This window comes from Faecalibacterium sp. BIOML-A4 (assembly GCF_009679665.1).
GTDB lineage: Bacteria > Bacillota > Clostridia > Oscillospirales > Ruminococcaceae > Faecalibacterium > Faecalibacterium taiwanense.
The window spans coordinates 26,937-51,209 of the sequence record NZ_WKZG01000016.1 but is presented as its reverse complement, the minus strand read 5'-3'; the positions used below and the strand labels follow the sequence as shown (position 1 = coordinate 51,209).

21 protein-coding genes are annotated in these 24,273 nt (G+C 55.8%); 10 read left to right on the top strand and 11 right to left on the bottom strand.

Annotated features, from left to right (window positions below):
* Positions 1–5 precede the first annotated feature (5 nt).
* From GKG34_RS11260 to GKG34_RS11250, 3 genes are all read right to left on the bottom strand, one after another.
* Entirely contained in the window at positions 6–1,556 is a 1,551-nt protein-coding gene (locus tag GKG34_RS11260; protein ID WP_154256252.1) for a relaxase/mobilization nuclease domain-containing protein, read from the bottom strand.
* Complete coding sequence (locus GKG34_RS11255; RefSeq protein ID WP_154256250.1) at positions 1,528–1,962, bottom strand: plasmid mobilization relaxosome protein MobC; 435 nt, start codon at positions 1,960–1,962, stop codon at positions 1,528–1,530. The genes GKG34_RS11260 and GKG34_RS11255 overlap by 29 nt, the downstream gene beginning before the upstream one ends.
* A gap of 866 nt (positions 1,963–2,828) precedes the next feature.
* On the bottom strand, positions 2,829–3,917 hold the full coding sequence (locus GKG34_RS11250; RefSeq protein ID WP_154256248.1) for an AraC family transcriptional regulator: 1,089 nt from the start codon (positions 3,915–3,917) through the stop codon (positions 2,829–2,831).
* A gap of 234 nt (positions 3,918–4,151) precedes the next feature.
* On the opposite strand from GKG34_RS11250, the gene GKG34_RS11245 reads away from it, so the two are divergent.
* Both GKG34_RS11245 and GKG34_RS11240 read left to right on the top strand, forming a co-directional pair.
* Positions 4,152–5,543 carry a PTS transporter subunit EIIC gene (locus GKG34_RS11245; protein WP_154256246.1) on the top strand — a complete coding sequence of 464 codons (1,392 nt, stop codon included), beginning with the start codon at positions 4,152–4,154 and terminating at the stop codon, positions 5,541–5,543.
* Positions 5,544–5,631: 88 nt separating this feature from the next.
* Positions 5,632–8,319 carry a glycosyl hydrolase gene (locus GKG34_RS11240; RefSeq protein ID WP_173015254.1) on the top strand — a complete coding sequence of 896 codons (2,688 nt, stop codon included), beginning with the start codon at positions 5,632–5,634 and terminating at the stop codon, positions 8,317–8,319.
* A gap of 399 nt (positions 8,320–8,718) precedes the next feature.
* On the opposite strand, the gene GKG34_RS11235 is transcribed toward GKG34_RS11240, so the two are convergent.
* The 4 genes from GKG34_RS11235 to GKG34_RS11220 form a co-directional block, all read right to left on the bottom strand.
* Positions 8,719–10,158 carry a 6-phospho-beta-glucosidase gene (locus GKG34_RS11235; RefSeq protein WP_154256242.1) on the bottom strand — a complete coding sequence of 480 codons (1,440 nt, stop codon included), beginning with the start codon at positions 10,156–10,158 and terminating at the stop codon, positions 8,719–8,721.
* 72 nt (positions 10,159–10,230) lie between these two features.
* Complete coding sequence (gene rhaD, locus GKG34_RS11230) at positions 10,231–11,058, bottom strand: rhamnulose-1-phosphate aldolase (RefSeq protein WP_154256240.1); 828 nt, start codon at positions 11,056–11,058, stop codon at positions 10,231–10,233.
* A 27-nt stretch (positions 11,059–11,085) separates the two neighbouring features.
* The gene (locus tag GKG34_RS11225) at positions 11,086–12,504 is read right to left on the bottom strand and encodes an arabinose isomerase (protein WP_154256238.1); all 1,419 of its coding nucleotides are present in this window, start codon (positions 12,502–12,504) and stop codon (positions 11,086–11,088) included.
* Between the two features lie 12 nt (positions 12,505–12,516).
* Positions 12,517–13,824: a rhamnulokinase family protein gene (locus GKG34_RS11220; protein ID WP_154256237.1), complete on the bottom strand. Its 1,308-nt coding sequence runs from the start codon at positions 13,822–13,824 to the stop codon at positions 12,517–12,519.
* Between the two features lie 150 nt (positions 13,825–13,974).
* Between GKG34_RS11220 and GKG34_RS11215 the strand changes: the two genes are divergently transcribed.
* The 4 genes from GKG34_RS11215 (at position 13,975) to GKG34_RS11200 (ending at position 18,691) form a co-directional block, all read left to right on the top strand.
* A complete protein-coding gene (locus tag GKG34_RS11215; RefSeq protein ID WP_154256236.1) occupies positions 13,975–14,847 on the top strand; it encodes an AraC family transcriptional regulator in 873 nt (290 codons plus the stop codon).
* A 107-nt stretch (positions 14,848–14,954) separates the two neighbouring features.
* Positions 14,955–16,451: a recombinase family protein gene (locus tag GKG34_RS11210; RefSeq protein WP_154256235.1), complete on the top strand. Its 1,497-nt coding sequence runs from the start codon at positions 14,955–14,957 to the stop codon at positions 16,449–16,451.
* 419 nt (positions 16,452–16,870) lie between these two features.
* A complete protein-coding gene (locus GKG34_RS11205; RefSeq protein WP_082210853.1) occupies positions 16,871–18,229 on the top strand; it encodes a citrate/2-methylcitrate synthase in 1,359 nt (452 codons plus the stop codon).
* A 12-nt stretch (positions 18,230–18,241) separates the two neighbouring features.
* Positions 18,242–18,691, top strand: a complete 450-nt coding sequence (locus tag GKG34_RS11200) for a winged helix DNA-binding protein (protein WP_097774461.1) — start codon at positions 18,242–18,244, stop codon at positions 18,689–18,691.
* A 133-nt stretch (positions 18,692–18,824) separates the two neighbouring features.
* Here the strand turns inward: GKG34_RS11200 and GKG34_RS11195 are convergent, their stop codons facing one another.
* From GKG34_RS11195 to GKG34_RS11185, 3 genes are all read right to left on the bottom strand, one after another.
* Positions 18,825–19,532, bottom strand: coding sequence for an LrgB family protein (locus GKG34_RS11195; RefSeq protein WP_097774460.1), 708 nt, complete (start codon positions 19,530–19,532; stop codon positions 18,825–18,827).
* Positions 19,513–19,845, bottom strand: a complete 333-nt coding sequence (locus GKG34_RS11190; RefSeq protein ID WP_243139252.1) for a CidA/LrgA family protein — start codon at positions 19,843–19,845, stop codon at positions 19,513–19,515. The genes GKG34_RS11195 and GKG34_RS11190 overlap by 20 nt, the downstream gene beginning before the upstream one ends.
* 231 nt (positions 19,846–20,076) lie before the next feature.
* Entirely contained in the window at positions 20,077–20,508 is a 432-nt protein-coding gene (locus tag GKG34_RS11185) for an RrF2 family transcriptional regulator (protein WP_005942625.1), read from the bottom strand.
* A 222-nt stretch (positions 20,509–20,730) separates the two neighbouring features.
* Here GKG34_RS11185 and cysK point away from each other — a divergent pair, with 222 nt between their 5' ends.
* Both cysK and GKG34_RS11175 read left to right on the top strand, forming a co-directional pair.
* The gene (gene cysK / locus GKG34_RS11180; protein ID WP_005942619.1) at positions 20,731–21,663 is read left to right on the top strand and encodes a cysteine synthase A; all 933 of its coding nucleotides are present in this window, start codon (positions 20,731–20,733) and stop codon (positions 21,661–21,663) included.
* Positions 21,664–21,756: 93 nt separating this feature from the next.
* On the top strand, positions 21,757–22,701 hold the full coding sequence (locus GKG34_RS11175) for a tRNA-dihydrouridine synthase family protein (RefSeq protein WP_154256234.1): 945 nt from the start codon (positions 21,757–21,759) through the stop codon (positions 22,699–22,701).
* A 198-nt stretch (positions 22,702–22,899) separates the two neighbouring features.
* Here GKG34_RS11175 and GKG34_RS11170 read toward each other — a convergent pair whose 3' ends face one another.
* The gene (locus tag GKG34_RS11170; protein ID WP_097774456.1) at positions 22,900–23,145 is read right to left on the bottom strand and encodes an IreB family regulatory phosphoprotein; all 246 of its coding nucleotides are present in this window, start codon (positions 23,143–23,145) and stop codon (positions 22,900–22,902) included.
* A 161-nt stretch (positions 23,146–23,306) separates the two neighbouring features.
* Between GKG34_RS11170 and GKG34_RS11165 the strand changes: the two genes are divergently transcribed.
* The gene (locus tag GKG34_RS11165; RefSeq protein ID WP_005942611.1) at positions 23,307–23,714 is read left to right on the top strand and encodes a 4'-phosphopantetheinyl transferase superfamily protein; all 408 of its coding nucleotides are present in this window, start codon (positions 23,307–23,309) and stop codon (positions 23,712–23,714) included.
* A gap of 136 nt (positions 23,715–23,850) precedes the next feature.
* Entirely contained in the window at positions 23,851–24,201 is a 351-nt protein-coding gene (locus GKG34_RS11160; protein ID WP_005942608.1) for a type II toxin-antitoxin system PemK/MazF family toxin, read from the top strand.
* The last annotated feature ends 72 nt before the right edge of the window (positions 24,202–24,273 follow it).

Sequence of the window (24,273 nt, the reverse complement as noted above, 5' to 3'; positions counted from 1 at the left end):
ACTCCTTATCTCTCGTGATGCTGCGTCTGTTTTTCCTCCCGGAAGAACAGGGCAACATTCTGTTTTGCGTCTTTCAGTTTGAGCAGCTCGGACTTGGCTTCCTTGTACTGCTCATAAAACTGGGCCTTTTCGGAGGCAAGCGCGCAGTATTCCGCTTCCAACTTGTTCGGGCTGGGCAGGCAGGTGATGTTGTTTGCCTTGAGATAGGCTGCTGCCGCCCGGTATGCTGTCAGTTCTGCACGGTACTGATCTTCAAAGGCTGCGGGGGATTTGACAGCGTTCCGTTTCTGCGTAAGCGGTCGATACTGCTTGTAGGCAGCAGCGTAGCTGCGCAGCTTCTGATTGTCTGCCATGCGGGTTTCGAGGTCGAGCACGACTTCCTTTGCACTGTCGTACTGCGTTTGCAGTTCATCAATGCGCTGGTCAAGTGCGCCCTCGTTGAGCAGACCTTTCTCCTGCAAGAGAATCAAGGTCTGGGCCATGGCTTTGAGGTTATGCTTCTTCGCCCAACGCTCGTAGCCAATGCTCTTGCCCTGCTTCAGCTTCGCCTGAATGTCCACCAGTTTCTGAATCCTGTCGGGCTTGTCTGTTGCGATAGGCTGGATGGTCGGGGCAAGCCGGATGTTCTGAGCGAGTGCGGCGAGCACCTGCTTTTTCTCAAACTTCTTGCTCAGCTTCCGGGCGGTGATGAACTTTACCCGATTGGGCGGGCAGTAGCTCAATCGCCCTCGGCTCTCTTTCACGGCAACGCCGTGTTCCTGCATGAGCAATGCAGAAAATTCCTCGAAGGTGGTAGCCTTCTTCAGAACAGAGTCGATTTGCTTTCGCAGCGTTTCCAGTTCCGTCTGGTAGACAGTCTGTTTAGGCTTCTGCCCCGCTACGATCAGTCGTGCGTTGGCTTGGTCAAGCCGTTTCTGTCCACGCCGCCGCGCCCAGTATTCCCGTTCAGAAACACGGTTGCCTTGTGCTTCCAGTAGGTTGATCTGGTGCAGGTCAGCGCATTCGCACATTTCCGTGACTGCGACACGCAGGTGCCGCATGGTCTGGGCTGTGCTGGAGTGCTTCATGCCCTCACGCCAGTCACGAGGCTTCTGCATATAGGGCTTGCGTTCCACTTCTCGTGTGCGGATGCTGCCGATCACGATGTGGACATGGATATTTCCCGAATGGTTATGCCCATCCGGGTGGGTGCAGACGATGGCAGGATGACCGGGAAAGTTTGCTTTACAGAAGTTCAGGCCGAGAGCCTGTGCTTTTTCCATGGTCAAGCCGTTGTCGGCTGCATCTCTGGGGTCAAAGCTGATGATATACTGGTGGCTCTTAATATCATCGGGGTGGTTGTTCTTGTTGTACTTTCGGTTTGCCAGCAGGCAGGCCGTTGCAAACGAGAAATCGCCGCATTCAAGCGTATCCAGAATGTACGAATCCCGCAGCATGGGCCTGCCTTGTTGATCAAGAAGCTGCTTCCCGGTGAACTCATCGTGCTGGTAAATCAGGTACGCTTCGATGGCGGAGTAGTCCGAATTCTTAGAGGCGATATGCTTGAGCGTTGCCATACAGTTCACCAAGAATTTTCTCGGCGTTGAGCCGGAAGGCAGTCAGGTCTGCAAGTTCGTCCAGAAGTTTCGCCCGGAGCTGTTCGGTGTCTGCTCCGCCGGAGTTGAAGTGTCGTGCGAGTTGGTTCAGGTTGCCGCCCACCCTGCTGCACTGGGCAAGCAGAGTGGAAACGGCAGTCAGGGTTTCTTCTCCGCCGCCGGCAACGACAACGGTGCGCTCGATCTTCGCATTGTGCAGCGCACGGCGGATGAGGGTGGACAGGGAGAGATGAAGGAGTTTTGCTGTGCATTGGAGTTCCATCTTTTCAGTTTCCGTCACACGGAACTTGATGATGTGCGTTTTGTTGTTCGGCGTGTCGTGGCGGTGGGTCGTGCTGGGTTTCGTTTTGACATTCGTTTTGTTCATTGAACCTCCTGTCGTTTCGCTAGCTCCTCGGTGGAGCTATGTAAGCACGACACGCCGTTCTTTCGCACCGCAAGGTGCGAATATGAGCAGGGTTTGGGGCAGGCACGCCCCAACAAGATCACTTCGGAAATGCAGGTGCATTGAAGAAGTGAAGTCCCGATGGAGCACAACATTTTCAAGAATTGAAAATTTGTGGCCACGGGACGGTTCTTGCCCTCCACTGCTGCGCTCAAAACGTATTTCCGAAAGTTGTTTCCGAATTGTTAAGACGCAAAAATAAGTAGAGAGTTCCACTGCTCATATATGTGAATCGCCGTTTGCCCCGAACGAAGTTCCTGCCCCTGTTTTGCAGCGGCGTTGACTAGAGAGCCGGTATCACGTTCGGTCGGCTCATGAAATTTTCAAGGTGCAATCTTCCCCGGAAAAGAAAAATACCGCCCACGCAGTACAGGCGAAGGATTTTGTCGGGTGAAACGGCGGCAAAACGATCGGGTGTGTTGTGGGGCGGTACGTTCTTTTGGGGGCAATCACTCACTGAAAGTGGTGGTTATCACGGTGAGAACCACCACTTTTCATAGCAAGCCAACTTTTCAATGCATCGGCAACATCGTTGGCTTGCATATCGCAAATATGAAGTTTCGGTTGAGCCAATTTCTTATCTTGCGATAATGTGATTTGTGACAAAGGGTATCATGGTTTGCAAGGTGCGTCAAGATGGTTTTGAGTATTTTATTGTGGTAAAGCAATAATAGTAGGACTTATAGAAAAAATTGGAAGCTTTCAGCATAGCGGACACTTCCATAAGTTTTTACCCATTCATACTGAAATTTCAAGTCTATGTTTCGGATAAAAAACTGTTCTGCTTTTCAACGTATATCTTCTGCCAGGGCACCGCCAGTGGCACGATATACAGCTGGCGTACAGCCGTAGCGCACCTGAAACTTTTTATAAAAGAAGTTCTGGTTGGAATAGCCACACTGGTTGGCGATCTGACTAATAGGTGCTTCGGTGGTCAACAGCAGGAAGGCGGCGCGGGACAGCCGCCCATCCGATACCAGATCCTTGAAGGCACTGCCGGTGCCCTCCTTGACCATGCGAGAAAGGTAATTGGGGTGGAAGCCAAAATGCGCTGCGGTGCTTTCCAGTGTGCAGTCGATGCAGTGGTCATCCATGTATTGCAGCACTTCGGTGAGGTAGTTCTTGTTGGATTTGTGGTATTCGTGTTCCTGATTGCCCTGATAGCAGCGTGCCAGCTCGATGAAGATCAGGCTCATATAATTCTCCACCGCACCCGCCGTGCAGGTGGTAGGGTCCAGATATTCGCAGAACACACACTCAAACAGATCCCGGAAAATATACGACCGCTCCGTATGAAACAGCAGATAATGGTCGTGATCGTTGCGCTCGTTCAGCGCATTGGAAAGAAACCGCGGCACCGCTCCACTGGCGGCAAGCCGCTCGATGAAGCTTGCCTTGAAATAATTCTGCCCCATCAGGCAGTTGAGCAGGATGTCGTTTTCGCCGGTGGGCAACACCCGGTGCACCACATCCCGGTCCAGAATGGTCACATCGCCGGTGTGCATCTCAACCGTCTGGCCGTTGATCTCTTGCACGCAGGTGCCGGAGTACACATAGTTCATTTCAATGTAGTTGTGGCGGTGCAGCGGCACCATGCCAAAACGGGTCTGCTTGTTAAAGGCCAGATTGCCTCCCTCCAGCACGCGGGGCGCAATTTTTGGGGAGATCACACCATGCAGATTGGAGGCCGCCTGTTTTTTAGGGGACGGAAAAAACAGGATCTCATCGCTGTTGTCCGCACCCGTCACAACAGTCGCTTCGCCCTCATACCGGAAATTTTTGAAATAGATCAGAGAATCCTCCGGGTGCTCCCGGTAGTGCAGTTCTTTTTCACTGAGGGGAAAGAGCATTTCCCGGAATGCCTCACGCGCCAGCATGGCAGATACCTCCCAAAAGGTTTGATTTTGTCAGTGAGTGTCTTAAACTTTGCCAGTATCGTTCGACGAAAAGTTTGATTTTGTCAGCACCGGAGTTTGCTTTTGAGATTGTGACACCGTGCCGGATACGGTACAATACAGGTACGATTTGGACACAAGCATACAATGAAATGCCAGTTGTGTCAAGTTTTTGTGCGTATTTTGGAAGATGTCAAAGAGAAGGAGAACAAGATCATGGCAAGAAAAGACTACGATCAATTTGCCGATGAGCTGATCGCGGCAGTCGGCGGCAAAGAGAACATTGTCAGTGTGACGAACTGCATGACCCGTCTGCGCTTTGTGCTGGCAGACGAGAGCATCGTCAAGGATGACGAGGTCAAAAAGATCAAAGGCGTGATGAGCGTTGTGCACGGTGCAGGACAGTACCAGATTCCCATCGGTACTTATGTCTCTGACCTGTGCCCCGTCGTCAAGGCAAAGCTGGGCCTGACGGAGGATGCCATGGCTGCCGGCAAGGCCAAGGCCGAAAGCATGCGTGTGGTCAAGAAGGACAGCTTCTTCAACAAGTTCTTCAAGGCCATTTCCGGCTGCATCCTGCCCATGATCGCACCCATGGCCGCCGGTGGTATCATCAAGGGCGTTCTGACCATCCTGACCACCTTCGGTGTGCTCACCAGTGACAACGGCATTTACCTGATCCTGTATGCAGCGGCCGATGCGTTGATGTACTTTATGCCCATCATCGTCGGTTTCTCGGCCGGCAAGGTCTTTGGCATGAATCCTTATACCGCTGCTGTCATCGGCGCAGCGATGCTGTACCCGAAGCTGGCTGCTTTCGTGGGCGCGGAGGAAACGCTTACCTTCTTCGGCCTCAAGGTCACGATGCTGGATTACTCCCAGACCCTGCTGCCCATCCTGCTGGCCGTCTTTGTGGCAAGCTGGATCGAAAAGGCTGCGAAAAAGATCATCCCGCAGATGCTGCAATTGATGTTCGTGCCGACTGTGGTGCTGGTCATCACGCTGCCGCTCACCCTGCTGGTGGTCGGCCCGGTCATGACAGGCGTTTCCAATGCTCTGGCTACCGGTGTCAACGCGCTGTACCATGCGGTGCCTGTGGTCTGCGGCGGTGTTCTGGGCGCGTTCTGGCAGCTGTTCGTCATGATGGGTGTCCATGCAGCCATGATCCCCATCATCCTCAACAACCTTACCACCCTGGGTTACTGCCCGGTCAACGCCATCTTGGGCCTGACCGTCTGGGCACTGGCTGGTGTGGCTCTGGGCTACGCACTCAAGGTGAAGGATGGTGAGACCCGCGCAACGGCATTCGGCACCATGGCTTCTGCTCTGTGCGGCATCACCGAGCCGGTCATCTATACCGTGGCCCTGACCAACTTCAAGCGGTTTATCTGCGCCTTCGTGGGTGGCGGCGTTGCCGGTGTCATCGGTGGTATCCTGGGCATCAAGTTCTACACCTGGGGCGGTGACGGCATCTTCCGTATCCCGTCCATGATCAACCCCGCAGGTCTGGATATCAGCTTCTGGGGCTTCCTGATCTGCGCAGCCATTGCCTTTGTGGTTTCTGCAATCGGCAGTTATGCTGTGACCAGCGCGGACGAAAAAGCGTAATATTTCCCGCATGGCACCTGCCTCTTGCAAAAGGGACGGGTGCTGTGCTATGTTCAGAGTGAGTGAAACGGAAGGAAAGGACCCGAGCATGAAAAGCGTTTGTGATGTCCTGCATGGACAGACCCCCAATGCCCTGTATCCCTTTTTGTGGGTGCATGGCGTAGAGAGTGAAGAAGAACTGCGCCGCGAGGTGCAGAAGATCCGCGAAAGCGGCATCGGCGGCTTCTGTGTGGAAGCCCGTCCGCACAAGGATTTCAACGGTCCGGGCTGGTTCCGGGATCTGGCCCTGCTGCTGGACGAAGCAAAGCGCACGGGTATGGAGATGTGGATCCTGGATGACAGCCACTTTCCCACCGGTTTTGCGGATGGTGCGGTCAAGCGGGAGCACCCGGAGCTGTGCAAAAAGTTTCTCTGCTGCAAAACGCTGGATTATGCCGGCCCGATGGAGAACATGACCGCTGTTCTCAAGTATGCCCTCCGCGACCCGCGTGACAAAATCCTGGCTGTGACCCTGAGCCGCAAAACCGCGTTTGAAACCATTGACCCGACCACAACCATCGACTTGACGGACAAAGTTTATACTTTTGAAGATGCCCGTACGGGGGAGATCATGCTTTCCTCCATAGGCCAGCCGCTGCCCGGCAACCCCAAGGAAGGTCCCTGCGTGGCCGTGGATTTTGACCTGCCGGATGGACAGTGGACTCTGAACGTCATCACTGTCAGCTACAAGGGCGGCGAGAAACAGACGGAAGGCTATCTGAACCCGCTGGATTCGGCGGCGACCAAGGTACTGCTGGATACCGTCTATGAGCCGATCTATGCCCACTTCGGGGAGGAGTTTGGCAAAACGCTGTGCGGGTTCTTCTCGGATGAGCCGCGGCTTGGCAACATCCACGGGGCGGAGGATGCCGCCATCGGCCACAACAGCGCCATGAACCTGCCCTGGCGGGATGGCATGGAGAACCTGCTGGCCGGAAAGCTGGCCGGAACGGCTCTGACAGACCGTGCTGCCGGGAACATCCGTGCGTTGCTGCCGCTGTTGTTCCTGCACAGCAGCGATGAGAGCGCTCATGTGGCACAGTATACCTATATGGATCTGGTCAGCCAGCTGTACAGCGACAACTTTGATGGTGTTCTGGCGGCCTGGTGCCATGCCCACCACTGCGAGCACATCGGCCATACCATCGAGGACAACAATGCCACGGCTCGTCTGGGCTATGGTGCAGGGCACTTCTACCGCGCCATGGCGCATCAGGATATGTCCGGTATCGATGTGGTCATCCAGCAACTGCTGCCCGGTATGGATGAGGGAATGTTCAAGGGCATGCACAGCCCCGGCTGGGACGGCGAGTTTTTTACCTATATGTTGGGCAAGCTGGGGGCAAGTCTGGCCCACTTGGACCCTGCCAAGAAAGGCCGTGCCATGTGTGAGCTGTTCGGTGCCTATGGCTGGGGCGAAGGCAACCGCCTGTGCAAGTGGCTGTCGGACTATATGCTGGTGCGCGGCATCAATCAGTTTGTGCCGCACGCCTTCAACGCGGCACCCTTCCCGGACCCGGACTGCCCGCCGCATTTCTATGCCCACGGCCATAATCCGCAATATCCGGAATTCCGGCAGGTAGCCAACTACCTCAACCGGATGTCCGCAGTGCTGTCTGGCACCCATGTGGCTCCGGTGGCGCTGCTGTATCAGGCCGAAGCCGAATGGAGCGGCGAGTTTATGCTCACCCAGAAACCAGCGGCCCGGCTGGCCCGCAATGGTATCGACTATGAGCTGGTGCCCTGTGAGGTGTTGAAAGCGGACACCGCGAAGGATGGTGCGCTGCACCTGAACGGCATGCAGTTCCGCGCGCTGGTCATCCCGTACGCCGAGGCGCTGCCTGTTGCACTGCTGGAGAATGTACAGCGCTATCTGGATGCTGGGGTCAAAGTTTATTTTGTGGGCGGTCTGCCCATTCGCTGCTGTGAAGGCGGTCCGGCACCGGTACTGGAACATGCGGTCGTCACCACGCTGGATGCGCTGGTGGAGACCCTTACGGCAGACAGTATCCCTGCGCTGCATCTGAGCGCAGCGGCACCATATCTGCGATACTACCACGCTCGGCAGGCAGACGGTGATGTCTACTTCTTCACGAATGAGGGCACGCAGCCGCTTTGCACCACTGTGACCGGTGCAAAGCCCGGTGCAGCCTTTGTATACGATGCCTTTGCCAACGTTGTGACGGCAGCACCGGATGCCTTTGCTCTGACACTGGCTCCTTATGAATCCCGCTGCATTCTGGTGCCGGATGACCCGACTGCATTGCAGGTGCAGGCGGTGGCGGCTCTGCCTGCCGGTGTTCCGGCGGACTGCATTCATTTGACAGCATGCACTGTTTCGCTGGCCGATGCCGACACTGGCTGCGCCGAATATGGTGCCCCGCTCCCGCTGGAAAAACTGGTCTCTCTGCACCGTCTGCCGGGCTGCATCGCGTTTGCAGGCCGGGCACGGTATGCATTCCGCTTTACGCTGAACGAAGCACAGGCCGCACGGCCCGCCGTGCTGGCCCTGACGGCACAGGAAGGTGCCATTGTCCGGGTCAACGGTTCCGACTGCGGTGTGCGGATCTGCCCGCCTTACCGCTATGCAATCTCCGGTTCCCTGCACACCGGGGAGAATTTGTTGGAAATCGAGGTGAACACCACCCTTGGCCGCCGGATGAATGATTTTCTGGGGCAGTATATGCCCACCGAGCCACAAGGCTTGAAGAGTGAAGTAACCATACAGCTGTTCTAAAAAACTATAATCAACGATGCCCTTTGTTACTGACAAGGGGCATCGCTTTGTTTTGTGCGCGTTGAAAAGCAACCTTAAAATGTCAAATTCTTCCCACAGATTTTTCAACAGGATATTGCGGAGCAACTAAGGTTTGACGCATACGATCGTTCTGATTTTTTTCGTAGAAAAGGATGCGTTTTCAGTTTGTCTCGTTATAATTTGGAAAAGGACTTCTTCGGGTCAGAAGCCAGACAGAAAAGGTGGAATTTGATGCTGTTCTTGTCGTTTCTGTTTCATAACACTTTCAGAATGCGACTAAAAAATGAGACAGGCCAGCCTCTTTTCGGGCCGTCTATCTCATTTTTTTGGAAAAACTGTTTTACAACAATCGCGCGATATCAGAGATGATCCAGAAAATCAGGAGAGATCCTCGCCATTGGAGGCGATGACTTTCTTATACCAGTAGAAGCTGTCCTTCTTCTCCCGGCTCAGGTCGCCGGTGCCGTCATCAAATTTGTTGACGTAGATAAAGCCATAGCGCTTTGCCATCTCACCTGTGGACGCAGACACCAGGTCGATGCAGCCCCAGGGGGTGTAACCCATCAGATCCACGCCGTCCTTCACGGCCTCGGCCATCTGCTCGATGTGCTGGCGCAGGTAGTCGATGCGGTAGCTGTCGTGGATCTTGCCGTCCTCGCTCTTCACATCGTAAGCGCCCAGGCCGTTTTCCACTACCATCATGGGCAGATGATAGCGATCGTAGATCTCGTTCAGGGTGTAGCGCAGGCCAATGGGGTCGATCTGCCAGCCCCAGTCGCTGGCTTTCAGGTAGGGGTTCTTCTTGCCGGTGGCGATATTACCGCCCACGTCCTCGGCGTCCTTGTGGGTGGTGACGCAGTTGGACATGTAGTAGCTGAAGGTGTAGAAGTCCACGGTGCCGGCCTTCAGGATGGCGGCATCCTCCGGCTCCTGATGGATGGTGATGTTGTGCTCGGCGAAGAAACGCTTCATATAATAGGGATACTCACCGCGCACATGCATATCGGAACAGAACCAGTTCATGATCTGCATCTGCTTCTGGTTGGCCACCACGTCGGCGGGGTCACAGGTCATGGGATAGCTGGTGATGAAGCAGATCATGCAGCCCATCTTGAACTGGGGGTAGTTGTCGTGGGCATACTTGACAGCCCTGGCGCTGGCCACGAACATGTTGTGCAGGGCCTGGAAGCGTGCCTGCTCGTCGTTTGGCACATCGGCGGTGGAACCCTCGTATCCCTGGATGGTGCCGGTGTTCAGGATGCCGCCCATGGGCATGGTGCCGGTGTTGATCTCGTTGAAGGTGAGCCAGTACTTGACTTTGTCCTTGTAGCGCTCGAAGATGGTTTTGCAGTAGTTCATGTAGAAGTCGATTAGCTCGCGGCTGGCCCAGCCGTTGTACCTTTCCACCAGAGCGTAGGGCAGCTCGTAGTGGCTGATGGTGACCAGCGGCTCGATGCCGTGCTTCTTGCAGCAGTCAAAAACGCGGTCGTAAAATTCCAGGCCCTTCTCGTTGGGCTCGCTCTCCATGCCAGTGGGGAAGATGCGGGTCCAGTTGATGGAGGTGCGGAAGGTCTTGAAGCCCATCTCCGCAAACAGAGCAATGTCCTCTTCGTAGTGGTGGTAGAAGTCGATGGCTTCATGACTGGGGTACAGGCGGTCCGGGTGGATGTGGGTGGTCACCCACTTCGGGCTGGTGTGGGAGCCGTTGGTACACATATCCGGTACGCTGGGGCCTTTGCCGTCCACGTCCCAGGCACCCTCGAACTGGTTGGCTGCACATGCACCGCCCCACAGGAAATCATCGCGGAAAACACTCATAATCTCTTATTCTCCTTCTTATCGATCAATCGTTTCTTGCTCTTGAAAGGCTCATCACTGTAATTAAGAAAATCAGTCGAGGAACTCCTCGTTCAGGGTCACGCCAAAGTCGCGGGCGATGGCGCGCAGGTCATCATCGGTGATGGTCTGACGGATGAGGCCGCCGCTCATGCTCAGCACCTTGACATAGATCTCGGCACTCTTCTCGATGGTGTGAGCCAGACCAAAGGCGATGTCAAAATCCGGGCCGGAAACGAACAGGCCGTGCTGTGCCCAAATGGCTGCCTGATATTTCTTCATCAGTTCGCTGGTGGCCATGGCGATGTCTGCACCGCCGGGCACCATCCAGGGGCAGACGCCCACACCTTCCGGGAAGACCACCGGGCACTCGGTGGCGCTCTGCCACAAAGTACGGGAGAAGTCGCGGTCGGTCAGGGGCAGAATGTAGGTCAGAGCGATGACATTGGTGGCATGGCAATGGTAGATGACGCGGTTTGCGCCGTTCGTGGCCGCCTTGCGGACGCTGTGGTTCATGAAGTGGCTGGGGAACTCGGAAGTGGGCTTTGCGCCGCCTTCCAGGCCCCAGACGATGCGCCAGCTGTCGCCCTTGTCGTTGATCTCCACGATGCCGATGCTGTGGATGGGGTCCGGCTCCACATTGCGGAAGAACTTGCCGGAACCGGTGGTGATGAAATACTCCCCGGCCAGGTTGTCGGCCTGCACGCCCATGTTGACCCATTCACCGGGCTGTGCATTGAAGAAGGGACGGCACTCGGCCACTTCCTCTTCCTTCATACGGTAGGTCAGGTTGCCGCCGTTGCGCTCGTGCCAGCCCTGCAGCCAGCCGTCGTTGCACATGCGGATGTAGCCCTTGACGATTGCAATATCCAGAATGCCCATGATAAAATACCTCTCTTTTCTCGCAGCTTATCGGGTGATGACGTCCACCGGAATATTGAAGATCTTTGCCACCTTCAGGATGGTATCGATGTGGCGGCCGGTGGCAGCAGCCATGTGATGGGTGGGGCCTGCCTCGCTCCAGCGGTTGCAGAACTCCCGTGCCCCGCAGGTAAAGCGGGTGCGCATGTTGGTGTCACCAAAGGTGAAGATGGGGCCAGGCTCGTTGACGCCCTCGGCCACCACGAACTTGAAGTGACCGTCCTTGTCCTGCGTGATGCCCAGATAGGTCACGGGGCCAAGGTGCGGATAGAACTGGGTCAGATAGCCGCCGCCGGTCTTGCCGTGGAACACCGGCACGATCTTCATGGTGGGCTTCTTCTCGGAAATGTCGGCATCGCCGGAACCGGAATGGCCGATGATGCAGATATCCTCGTCAAAGTCGATGGAGTACATCTCACTCAGCTGGCCGCAGCCTGCAATGGTCTTGAGGATGGACATGGCCATAGCCACCTTGATGTCACCCTCCACGGCACAGGCAACGCCCTGCTTGATAAGCATGGAGAAGGCCGGGATCAGCATGCTGTCCAGCACACCGGCCTTGCCCTTGGCAAAACCATCGTAATGCGACGCGATGAAGGCGATCTTCTCGTCCTTGACCCACTGCTCAAAGGCGACGACATACTTTGCCATCTCCCAGACCTTTTCCACCGTGCCGCCGCCTTCGATATCGAAGGTATTCAGGATATCCTCTGCCTTGGCACGGATGGCAGCTTCGTCGGTGATGTTGTCGGCGATGGCCCACATCTTTTCCCAGTCGAACTGCTTGGTATACAGCCACATCCGGTTGTAGAGATTCGTTTCGTCGATGTACAGGTCCATCATACCGGGATACGGGCGGCCGATCTGGGCCAGATTGGTGTCGCGGAAACGGCGGCGCACCTGAGCCGCACGGCACCAGTCCTCGATCTCGGCCTGCACCTGCGGGTCGCCGCCTTCTACCACACCGGTGATGACGGCGTGACGCTTGCCGGCACGCTCCAGATCGGCCACCATCTCGCCCACGGCACCGCAGGCGTACAATTCACCCAGCCAGGTGGGCGTATCGGTATTGGCGTAGTCCGGGGCTTTCTTCTTCTGGACGTTCACCAGCACGACCGGGACATCCAGATCCCGCACAGCAGGCAGCATGTTGTAGGAAGTGGCGTAGGTCAGCAGCTGCAGGATCACCAGGTCCACATCTGTAGCGCGGAACTTATCACCCGCCGCCATGGACAGCTCTTTGGTGGTGACGATGCCGCCGTCGATGACCTCCACGGTGTCCGGGATGGTCTTTTTGAAGGCAGCGTACTGCTGCTCAAATTCGGGCACGAGGGTCGGGAACTGGGGCAGGTAGGCACCCAGCGCAATGGCGAACACGCCAACGCGGGCTTTGGTTTCAACCAGCATAATTTGTCCTCCTTAGTGGATGTTCATCTGTATTTTCAGGTTGCCGATGGCGGTCGCCTCAATGGGCAGGGCCACGACCTGTTTTCCGGTATAATGGGCGGTCAGCTCGTTCAGGGTGGCATTCTTGGCGCCGCCGCCTGCAATGTAGAGCTTGTCCCAGTGCTGCCCGGTGACGGCTTCCATCTCACGGTAGGCTTCGCCGTAGCAGTACGCCAGCGAATGATAGATGCAGTTGATGAGGTCAGCGTCCGTGGCAGGCGGTGCACCGGTCTCAGCAAGGGCAGCTCTGATTTCCGCGCTCATATCCTGCGGAGCCGAGAAACGCGCATCGTTCACATCAAAAATGCGGGTGTAGGTGCTGGCCTTTGCCAGCTCCACCATCTCCGCAAAGGAGATGCCCAGCTGCTTCTGCACGCACTGGATGATCCACAAGCCCATGATGTTTTTCAGATAGCGGATGTAGCCCACGCCGCCTTCATTTGTGAAATTTGCTTTGCAGCTTTCTGGAGTGGTGACCGGCTGTGCCAGTTTGACACCCAACAGGCTCCAGGTGCCGGAAGAAAGGAACGGTGCCTCCCCCTGCTCCATCGGGATGCCCTCCACCGCGCTGGCAGTGTCGTGGGTGGCACACAGCACCACGTTGGTCTGCCCGCCCACCTCGGAGGCGATCTCCGGCTTCAGCGGACCCAGCACCGTGCCGGGTGCGGTCAGCGGCGGGAACATGGTTTCCGGCAAGCCCAGCGCAGAGAGGATCTCCGGGTCGTATTCTCTGATCTGGGCGTTGACAAGGCCGGTGGAGGTGGCGTTGGTGTACTCACGGGCCTTGACGCCGCAGAGTTTCCAGAGTAGATATTCCGGAATCATCAGGAAATCGTCTGCCTGCGCCAGCCGCCCGGCTTTTTTGTCCGCATACAGCTGATACACCGTGTTGAATGGCTGAAACTGGATGCCGGTGCGCTCGTAGAGCTTCTCAAACGGGAGGATGCCGTGCACCTCATCCAGAACGGCCTGTGTCCGGCCGTCGCGGTAAGCATAGACCGGATAAAGGGGCTGTTCCTTTTTCAAAAGTACGTAGTCCACCGCCCAGGTGTCGATGGACAGGCTTTTGATGGCGGGGTACTTTGCAAAAGCCGCTTTGATGCCCTGTTTCACGTTGGCAAACAGGCTGTCGATGTCCCATTCCAGGTGGCCGTCCACCCGCCGGACACTGTTCGGGAAGCGGTAGACTTCCTCGGTCTGCAAGGTCCCGTCCTCCATCCAGCCGATGATATGCCGCCCGGACGATGCGCCGATGTCGATGGCGAGAAATTTTTCGTGCATAGTGCGCCTCCTTCTGTCTCTTTCCGGTACCAGTATAGCGGCCCGGAAAGGCGGATTCCATCCGCAAAGGTGACGCATTCTTTGTGAAAAGTCCACTCTTGCATCACAGGGTAAAAGCCGCTATACTGGAAGCAGAAAGGCGGGAGAAAAATGCTGACTTACAACATGGATGTGACCCCGGAAAGCATCTGGAAGCGCACGACGCTCAGCGAAGCGGAGCGTGCACAGCCCTATTCCTGCACCGAGGCGGGGCTATTCTATGCACAACAGCGGTTCTCCACCGCCCGCACCGATAAAGAAAGCTATATCCTGTTCTACACCCTCCGGGGTGCCGGTCTCATCGAGCAGGATGGGAACCATGTCGTGCTGGAGACCGGGCAGGCACTGCTGCTCAACTGCCGCACGGCACAGAGCTACTGCACCGCACCGGGGCAGAGCTGCTGGCACCACTACTGGGTGCATCTGGACGGTGCCGGTGTTGCGGCCATGGAGCCGCTGCTTCTGCCGGACAAAAAACTGCCCCCGGTCCAATTGACCGGGGGCAGGATGCAGGAATTGTTTGAACTTGTTCTGGAGCAGATGGAGCTTGGCACGGTGGACAGCATGGTGCAGACAGGTCTTGCCCTGCACGAGATGCTTGCCCTCTGTGCACAGAGCCTGTTTGCGCAGGCGGAGATGACCACCAACCGCCAGCTGATCCTGCAGGCGGCAGAGACCCTGCGCAAGAACTACCGGCAGGAACTTTCCCTTGCCGATCTGCTGTCAAGTGCGCACATGAGCAAGAGTTATTTTCTGCGCCTGTTCCGGCGGTACATGGGCACAACGCCGTACAATTATCTGGTCAACTTCCGCATCACACAGGCAAAAGAGCTGCTGGTGCTCACCGACCACAGCATCAGTGAGATCGCACAGGAAGCAGGCTTCGGGGATGCCAGTAACTTCTCCACCCGCTTTGCCAAGGCCACCGGCCAGAGCCCGATGCAGTATCGGAAGAGCACATTAAAGAGCAAAGAATCCAAGTAAAAACACAGCTTGCATTCCCTTGCAAAATATGGTATATACATTATACGAAGAACAGCCTTGAATAAACGTACATTCGTTCAATGATGTGTAAAAGTGAGGTGCTTTCCATGAATGCTGTGATCTACGCTCGCTATTCCAGTGACAACCAGCGTGAAGAATCCATTGAGGGCCAGATTCGGGAATGCACAGCATATGCTGAAAGAAACGGCATTACAGTGGTCAGGCACTATATCGACCGTGCACTTTCTGCCAAAACAGACAATCGACCGGATTTTCAACAGATGATTCGGGACAGCAATAAAAAGTTGTTTGAAATCGTTTTGGTTTGGAAATTTGACCGTTTCGCTCGGAATCGCTTTGACAGTGCAAACTACAAGATGATTCTGAAAAAGAACAATGTCCATCTGATATCGGTCATGGAGCCGATTGCAGAAGGCTCGCAGGGCATTCTGGTGGAGACGCTGCTGGAGGGTATGGCAGAATACTATTCGGCGGAACTTTCCGAAAAAGTCATTCGTGGCCAGACCGAAAATGCGCTGAAAGGCAAATGCACAGGCGGCACAGGAACGATTGGCTATAAAATCGACGCAGATAAGTTCTATCGCATCGACCCGCTGATTTCACCGCTTGTATTGGAGGCTTTTCAGCGGTACGACAACGGTGAAAAAATCGTTGAGATCATGAACTACCTCAACGAAAAAGGGGTTCGTAATATGCTGGGTGGAAAGCTGACGTGCAGCAGCATGAACACCATGTTAAAGAACCGCCGCTATATTGGAGAACTTTCTTTCCGGGATACCGTTGTCCCGGATGCAATTCCAGCCATCGTTCCCAAGGATTTGTTTGACCGTGTGCAAAAACGTATGGAGAAAAACAAACGTGCTCCGGCTCGCGGAAAGGCAGATGAGGAATATTTGTTGACCACAAAGCTGTTCTGCGGTAAGTGCGGGGCATTGATGTTCGGCGAGAGCGGAACAAGTGCTACCGGGCGAACCTACTATTATTATAAATGTGCCACTGCCAAAAAGAAGAAAGGCTGTAACAAGAAAACCGTACAGAAGGAGTGGTTGGAAAATCTGGTCGTTCAGGAGACGATGAAGCTGATTCAGGATGATGCAGTGATTGAACGAATCGTTCAGCTGGTCATGGATTTCCAAAATCAGGAGAATACCGCGATCCCTCTGCTGGAAAAACAGCTCCGGGAAGCGGACCGAAAACTGGACAACCTGATGAAAGCAATCGAGGAAGGCTTGTTCACACGGACGACCAAAGAGCGTTTGGATGCGCTGGAAGCGCAAAAGGATGAACTGACCGCCAAAATTGCTGACGAAAAGCTAAGAAAGCCTTCCTTTAATGCTGACTTCATCCGATTCTGGTTGATGAAATTCAGAAAGTTCGATGTATCGCAGCAAAAGCAGCGCAAGGCACTGATTGAGATCTTTGTGAACGCCATTTTCCTCTACGATGACAGAATGCTGATCACGTTCAATTATAAAGACGGCTCTCAAACCGTCCGCTTCGAGGATACTTTGGCTGCCGATGAATTGGCAGGAAATAGTTCGGATTTGTCCAGCTCTGCTCGATATGACAAAAAGCCACGATGAACCGTTTACAAATGCGGTTTCGTCGTGGCTTTATTTGTTGCCAGTCCCCTGAGATCCGGCTGGAAGATGCCTTATTTGTGCGTTACCGTCTCAAAAACTGTCCCTGCGCTAAAGGGCAAATGCGCACCCGGCAGCTTTCCGATTTTGTTCTTTTTTTATTTACAAACAGTACCTTGACACCGAAATATCCTTTTTGTAATCTTAAAGAGTATTCTGAATGTAAGTGAATGCCGTCCCGAATCAATACGGTTTTTTCGGGCAGGACGGCAGGAAGTTTCTCCAGCGAATGTCCTGGGGTGGTACCCTGCTGCCACAGGCAGTAGGGCGGGACCGAAGTTCCGGGCTGTTCGCAGAGAAAGCTTCCTGATGGCCTGCCAAGTGAACACAAGCTGACGGCAATGGGAAAGGAGCAACTACCAATGGATCATCTGCAGAACGTAATGGGATACTTCGACCAGCAGCAGCCGCTGTGCGCCGAACATGACCGCATCAGCAAGGACCTGTACAAGGAGTTTGGCGTTAAAGCGGGCCTGCGCGACGAAAACGGCAAGGGCGTGCTGGCGGGCCTGACCAATATCTCCGATATCCGCGCCTTCCAGTATGTGGACGGGGTGAAAAAGCCTGCCGACGGTCAGCTGCTCTACCGCGGCTACGACGTGAAAGACCTGATCCGCGGGTCGTCCGGCAGCCGCTTTGCCTTTGAGGAAGCGGGCTATCTGCTACTGTTCGGTGAGCTGCCCACGCAGGAAAAGCTGGAAGAGTTCTGCCGCGTGCTGGGCGAGTGCCGCACCATGCCCACCAACTTTACCCGTGATGTGATCATGAAGGCCCCCAGCCACGATATCATGAACTCCATGGCCCGCAGCGTGCTCACACTGGCATCCTACGACCCCAAGGCCGGTGATCTGGAAATTTCCAATGTGCTGCGCCAGAGCATCCAGCTGGCCGGCATCTTCCCCATGCTGGCCGTGTACAGCTACCATGCCTATAACCACTACGAAAAAGACGGCAGCATGTACATCCACCGGCCGGACCCGGAGCTTTCCACCGCAGAGAACTTTTTGCGGATGCTGCGCCCGGATATGAAGTACACCGAGCTGGAAGCCCGCGTTCTGGATGTGGCATTGCTGCTGCACGCCGAGCACGGCGGCGGCAACAACTCCACCTTTACCACCCGCGTGGTCACTTCGTCTGGCACCGATACCTACTCGGCCATGGCGGCTGCCCTGTGCTCCCTCAAAGGCCCGCGCCACGGCGGTGCCAACCTGATGGTGATGCAGATGATGCAGAACATCCGCGAAAACCTGCACGACACCGAGGACGATGAAGAGCTGGAAGCCTACCTGAAAAAGCTGCTGCACGGCGAAGCATTTGACCGCAAAGGCCTGATCTACGGCATGGGCCACGCGGTGTACTCCCTCAGTGACCCCCGTGAGGTGGTATTCAAGGGCTATGTGGAACAGCTGGCCCACGAGAAGGGCCGCGACAAGGACCTCGCCCTTTACAACAAGATCGAGCACATGGCCCCGCAGCTGATCGCGGAGGAGCGCAAAATTTTTAAGGGTGTCAGCCCCAATGTGGACTTCTACAGCGGCTTTGTGTACGATATGCTGGGCATCCCCATGGAGCTGTACACGCCGCTGTTCGCCGTGGCCCGCGTGATGGGCTGGAGCGCCCACCGCATTGAAGAGCTGCTCAGCGCAAACAAGATCATCCGCCCGGCCTACAAGAGCCTTGGCGGCACCCACGAATATATCCGCCGCAATGAGCGGGAATAACAGGGAGGATGCATGATGAGCGTGGAACTGAAACATCACCCGGAAGAATGGTTCTTCCTGCACAATTTTGATATCGACAAGGTGTTCAGCACCATCCAACGGGCGGATTACCTGATCTTATATTACATTAAGATGCAGGCCGAACAGCACCCGGACAGTAAGGTTTATCTGGCTGACCTTGCTGCCGTGATGGGCCTGAAGGTGACAGAGCTTTCCAAGGCCGTTGAAAAGCTGCAGGACAAGGGTTTTGTGGCATGGAAGACCGACCGTGAAGCGGGCCGCACCTATGTGGAGCTTTCCAGCAAGGCTGTGGAGCTGATGGCGGAGGAGCGCGCGTTCATGCAGCGCTGTTACGCCCGCCTGCGTGCAGAGCTTGGCGACGAAGAACTGCATCGTGCAGTAAGCACCATGCAGAGCGTGACGGCCATCCTGAAGGATGAACGGGAACACAGCGGCGTATAAAAACAGCCTCAACAAAAAAATGAGATAGACTTCCCCGAAAGGGGTTGCCTATCTCATTTTTGTTGTAAACTGAGGTTCCCGGATCAATAAATAAATTCTACTGAAAAAAGCCAGAGCGGCTATTTTAAATCCTTTACCGGATCAGGTTCACAAACACCGGGCAGAGCACTGCGGTCAGCACACCGGCCACCGCAATGGAAAGGCCGCTCATGGCACCTTCCACCTCGCCCATCTGCAGGGCTTTGCTGGTGCCCACGGCATGGGCCGAAGTTCCGATACCCACGCCCTTGGCGATGGGGTCGGTGATGTGGAACATCTTGCACACCGTCTCAGCCAGCAGCGCTCCCACGATGCCGGTAACAATGACGATCGCACCGGTCAGGGCAGCAATGCCGCCCAGCTCAGCGGCCACATCCATGCTGATGGCGGTGGTCACGGATTTGGGCAGCAGGGTGGCATACTGCTCACGGGTCAGGTCCAGCGCCAGTGCAAGCGCCAGTGCGCTGCCAAGGCTCACCAGCGTGCCCACCGAGATACCCGCAATGATGGCGGCGGCGTTCTCTTTCAGCAGGTCGATCTTTTCATACAGCGGAATGGCCAGTGCCACGGTGGCGGGCAGCAGCAGATAGTTCACCGGTGCCGCGCTGGCCTTGTAGTCTGCATACGGGATGCTGCACACCGACAGAAAAATGATCACAAAGATACTGCCCAGCAGCAGCGGGTTAAAAATGGCTTTGCCTGTCACCTTATTGATAAGGGTGCCCAGTGCAAACGCGGCCAGCGTAAGCAGAACGCCCCATGCTGCGGAGCCGGACAAAAAATCATTCAGCAGCTGCGTCATTGTCAGCCTCCTTTTTCTTGCGGCCGGTCAGGGCCTGCGTGGTCTTGCCTGCACTCACCATCACCAGCACAGTGACCGGGATAATGGCAACGAGGATGGGCAGCAGCATCTCGCCCATCTCTGCCCACAGTTCCATCACACCAGCGGCAGCGGGCACGAACAGCAGCGGAAAGATGCCTGTGAGATAGGTTCCAACCTCTTTCACATCGTCCAGCTTTACCAGCTTGAAGTTCAGCGCTGCCAGCAGCAGCACCAGACCGTAGACGCTGGCCGGGACCGGCAGCAGCAGCACTACATGAAGGATCTCGCCCAAAAAACAAAACGCAAGAATGCGCGCAAACTGAAAAATATATTTCGTAGTAAAGTTCCCCTTTCCTCGATCAAAAGCGTAAATGGACACATCAAGGGTAAAGTATACCGCAGGAGCCCCAATCCATCAACCGTGATTCTGGATAAGAAAAATTGCACATTTCGCCGAGAACTGTGCAAAAAAAGGCGCACCGGTCAAGCCGGTGCGCCTTTTTGCATGTTATCAGAAATACCGTCAGATCACATAATCATTCCCAGCCTGATCAGGCCGGGCGAGATCGGCCAGTGTGATATTGCCGAAATAATTGGAGATCAGATCGTCCAGCCCCTTCCACATCTCGTAGGTGCGGCAGTTTGCCATGCGGGAGCAGGGGGTCGCATTGGGGGTCAGGCAGCTCACCGGCGCAAGGCTGCCCTCGGTCAGCATCAGGATCTCGCCCACGGTGTACTGATCCGGGCTGCGGGTGAGCCGGTAGCCGCCGCCCTTGCCGCGCAAGCCCTCCAGAAAGCCGTTCTGCACCAGCACCTTAAGGATGTTTTCCAGATATTTTTCCGAGATCTCCTGCCGGGCAGCGATCTCCTTGAGAGGGACATATTTTTCAGACTGATGCTCGGAAAGGTCGATCATCACGCGCAGTGCATAGCGCCCTTTGGTGGACACGATCATAATAGTGTACTTCCTTTGTTGGTTATAGATTGAGTTTTTAACCTATTATACAACAGGGTAAATAATATTTCAATCCCACTTTTTTCAAAAAATCCATTGACAACCGCACAGAACGGGTCTATAATACCATCAAACCCACAAACAATGTTGGTATAAAGGTTTTGGAACCAGGTCGTCCGGCAGGGCACATGTGCCCATAACTGTATCAGGGAGGAAACTACAATGAGCAAGATTTATACTGCCGCAGATCAGCTGATCGGTCATACTCCGTTGCTGGAGCTGACCCACATTGAAAAGGAGCAGGAGCTGCCTGCCCACATCATTGCCAAGCTGGAATACTTCAATCCGGCCGGTTCTGTCAAGGATCGCATCGCCAAAAAGATGATCGATGATGCCGAGGAAAAGGGCCTGCTGAAGGAAGGTTCCGTGATCATTGAGCCTACCTCCGGCAATACTGGCATCGGTCTGGCCGCTGTGGCAGCCGCCAAGGGTTACCGCATCATCATCGTGATGCCCGAGACCATGAGCGTGGAGCGCCGCCAGCTGATGAAGGCTTACGGTGCAGAGCTGGTGCTGAGCGAGGGTGCCAAGGGCATGAAGGGTGCCATTGCCAAGGCCGATGAGCTGGCAAAGGAGATCCCGAATTCCTTCATCCCCGGCCAGTTCGTGAACCCGGCCAACCCTCAGGCCCACATCGAGACCACCGGCCCCGAGATCTGGGAGGACACCGACGGCAAGGTGGATATCTTTGTGGCAGGCGTGGGCACCGGCGGCACCGTGACCGGCGTTGGCCAGTACCTGAAGAGTAAGAACCCGAACGTCAAGGTGGTGGCTGTAGAGCCTGCTTCCTCTCCTGTGCTGAGCAAGGGCACCGCAGGCGCACACAAGATCCAGGGCATCGGCGCGGGCTTTGTGCCGGACGTACTGGACACCAAGGTGTATGACGAAATCATCGCCGTGGAGAACGACGATGCCTTTGCCACCGGCCGTCTGATCGGCCACAAGGAAGGCGTGCTGGTGGGTATCTCCTCCGGTGCTGCTGTTTATGCTGCCCTGCAGCTGGCAAAGCGCCCGGAGAATGCCGGTAAGAACATCGTGGTCCTGCTGCCCGATACCGGCGACCGCTACCTGTCCACCCCGCTGTTTGCAGACTGATCTTTCAAAAAGCTCGCTTCTCCCGTTCTGTGACTTCACAGGGCGGGAGTTTTTTGTTACAATATCCCTATCAAACACTTTGGAGATTTGCCCATGAATTACTATGCTGCCCCCATGGAGGGCCTGACCGACCGGGTGTGGCGGCAGGCACACCAGAAATGGTTCGGCCCTGCTGGCAATGCCGACCGCTACTATGCCCCTTTCATCTCCCCGCCGGAGAACCGGGTGCTCATTAAAAAGGAGATGGCCGAGCTTGCCCCTGCGGCAAACCCCGGCGCACCGGTGATCCCGCAGCTGCTGGCAAAGGACGGCGAACTTGCCGCATGGATGATCGGCGAGCTGCGCGGCCTTGGCTACACCGAGGTGAACCTGAGCCTCGGCTGTCCTTCCGGCACCGTCACCGCCAAAGGCAAGGGTTCCGGGATGTTGCGCGACCCCGTCAAGCTGGACGCTTTTCTTGCCGCCGTATTTGCCAATGCGGAAAGGCCTATCTCGGTCAAGACCCGGCTGGGCGTGGAAAGGCCGGAAGAATTTGCTGCCATTCTGGACATCTATAACCGGTATCCCATCTGTGAGCTGACCATCCACCCGCGTGTGATGCGCCAGCTCTACCGCGGGCAGGCCGACCGTGCCGCTTTTGCTGCCTCCCTGCCCGGGTGTCGGATGCCCGTGTGCTACAACGGCGATGTGACCACCGCTGCGGACCTGCACACGTTGGAAGCGCAGTATCCGCAGCTGTCCGGCATCATGGTGGGACGCGGCATCATTGCAGACCCGGCGCTCTTCCGTGAAGCACGCGGCGGCGCACCGGCCGCACGGGAAGAGCTGCGCGGATACCTTGACGACCTCTACCACGGATACTCCGAACTGTTCGGCAGCGCCGGGTGCGCGGTGAGCCGCATGAAGGGACACTGGTTCTACCTCATTCACAAGTTTGAGGGAGCCGAAAAGCTGGAAAAGCAGCTGCGCAAGGCGCGGGAACCGTGGGAATATGAGGTCGTCGTAAACCAGATCTTTACGCTGCCGTTCCGGCCGTAACGGTTGGAATGGCCTCCGTTTCGCTCTGGCCATCTTCAGCGAAAATTTTATTTTATATAGTTGCAATTCAGAAAGATCTGCGGATTTTTCTGAATTGCGTTTTCACCGGAGAGGCTGTAACGGTAAACGGCATCTGCATTCTATTATGAAAAAGCCCCGCCATCATAGCGACGGCGGGGCATGAGCAGACAAGCGATATCAGACGTTCAGATAACTGCGCAGCATGGCCTGCAGCAGATCGTCACGATCCACCTTGCGGATCATGGAACGGGCATTCTTATAGGTCGTGATGTAGGTGGGGTCTTCGGACAGGATATAGCCCACCAGCTGATTGACCGGATTATAGCCTTTTTCCTTTAAAGCATCGTACACCTGCTGTACGATCTCATGGATCTCATAGTCCTTTTTGTCGTGGATCGAAAAAATAGCGGTCTCGCCACTCACGGAATACACCCCCTTAGGAAGAACTACATTCATTGTACACGAATTGCGAGGAAACTTCAAGCTAAACAGACCGGATTTGCACAGTTTGCATAAAATTTCCGGTCCTGATTTTGCAGGCTGACGGCCTGCACCGCCGCAAATGCGGCAGAAGGAGGGCCTTTATGCTGTATGGCATCGGCTGCGACCTGTGCGAGATCGCGCATCTGGAAAAAAGCCTTACCGGCGCACACGCTGCAGCCTTTATCCGCCGGGTGTACGGCGAGGCCGAACGCGCTGCGCTGAGCCTTGACGAACCGCTGCCCGCCGGGCGCAGCGCCGCCCACCGGCTTGCCAGCGCCGCAGCCAACTTTGCCGCCAAGGAAGCCTTTTTAAAGGCGGCAGGCACCGGCCTGCGGGAGCCGTTCTCCCTGTGTGAGATCGAGGCTGTCCGGCTGGAAAGCGGTGCACCTGCCTATCATTTTTCCGGCCAGACGGCGGAATGGATGCAGGCCCATGGCCTTGCCGCCCGGCTCTCTCTGAGCCACGAGGGCGGCATGGCGCTGGCCTTCTGCACACTGGAAACTCTGTAAGCCTTTGTGCATACAATGGAATATCCCCTGCGCTGCATAACCGGCGCGCAGCCGGCTCATACTGAGATCAGACGAAGATGCGCCGGACGCATCACATAAGCGGGGCGCATCCTCCAAATGCAGGGAGGGAGATTCCATGGAGGTACACAGAGGAGAAGTTTTTTACGCAGATCTTTCGCCGGTGGTGGGGTCGGAGCAGGGCGGCGTGCGCCCGGTACTGATCGTGCAGAACGAGATCGGCAACCGGCACAGCCCTACCGTGATCGCTGCGGCCATTACATCCCGGCTGGACAAAGCCCGCCTGCCCACCCACATCAATATCCGAGCAGCGGATACCGGCCTTGCCAAGGACAGCGTGGTGCTGCTGGAGCAGATCCGCACGCTGGATAAGCACCGCCTGCGGGAGCGGGCCGGGCAGATCACGCCGGAAGATCAGAAACGTGTGGATCAGGCTTTGGATGTAAGCCTAGGGCTTACTTCATATTAAGGGGCTGTTGCAAAACAGCTCTCTGAAAAGATCATGCACAAAACCCGGAACCTTTTTTCGGCCAAAACGGCT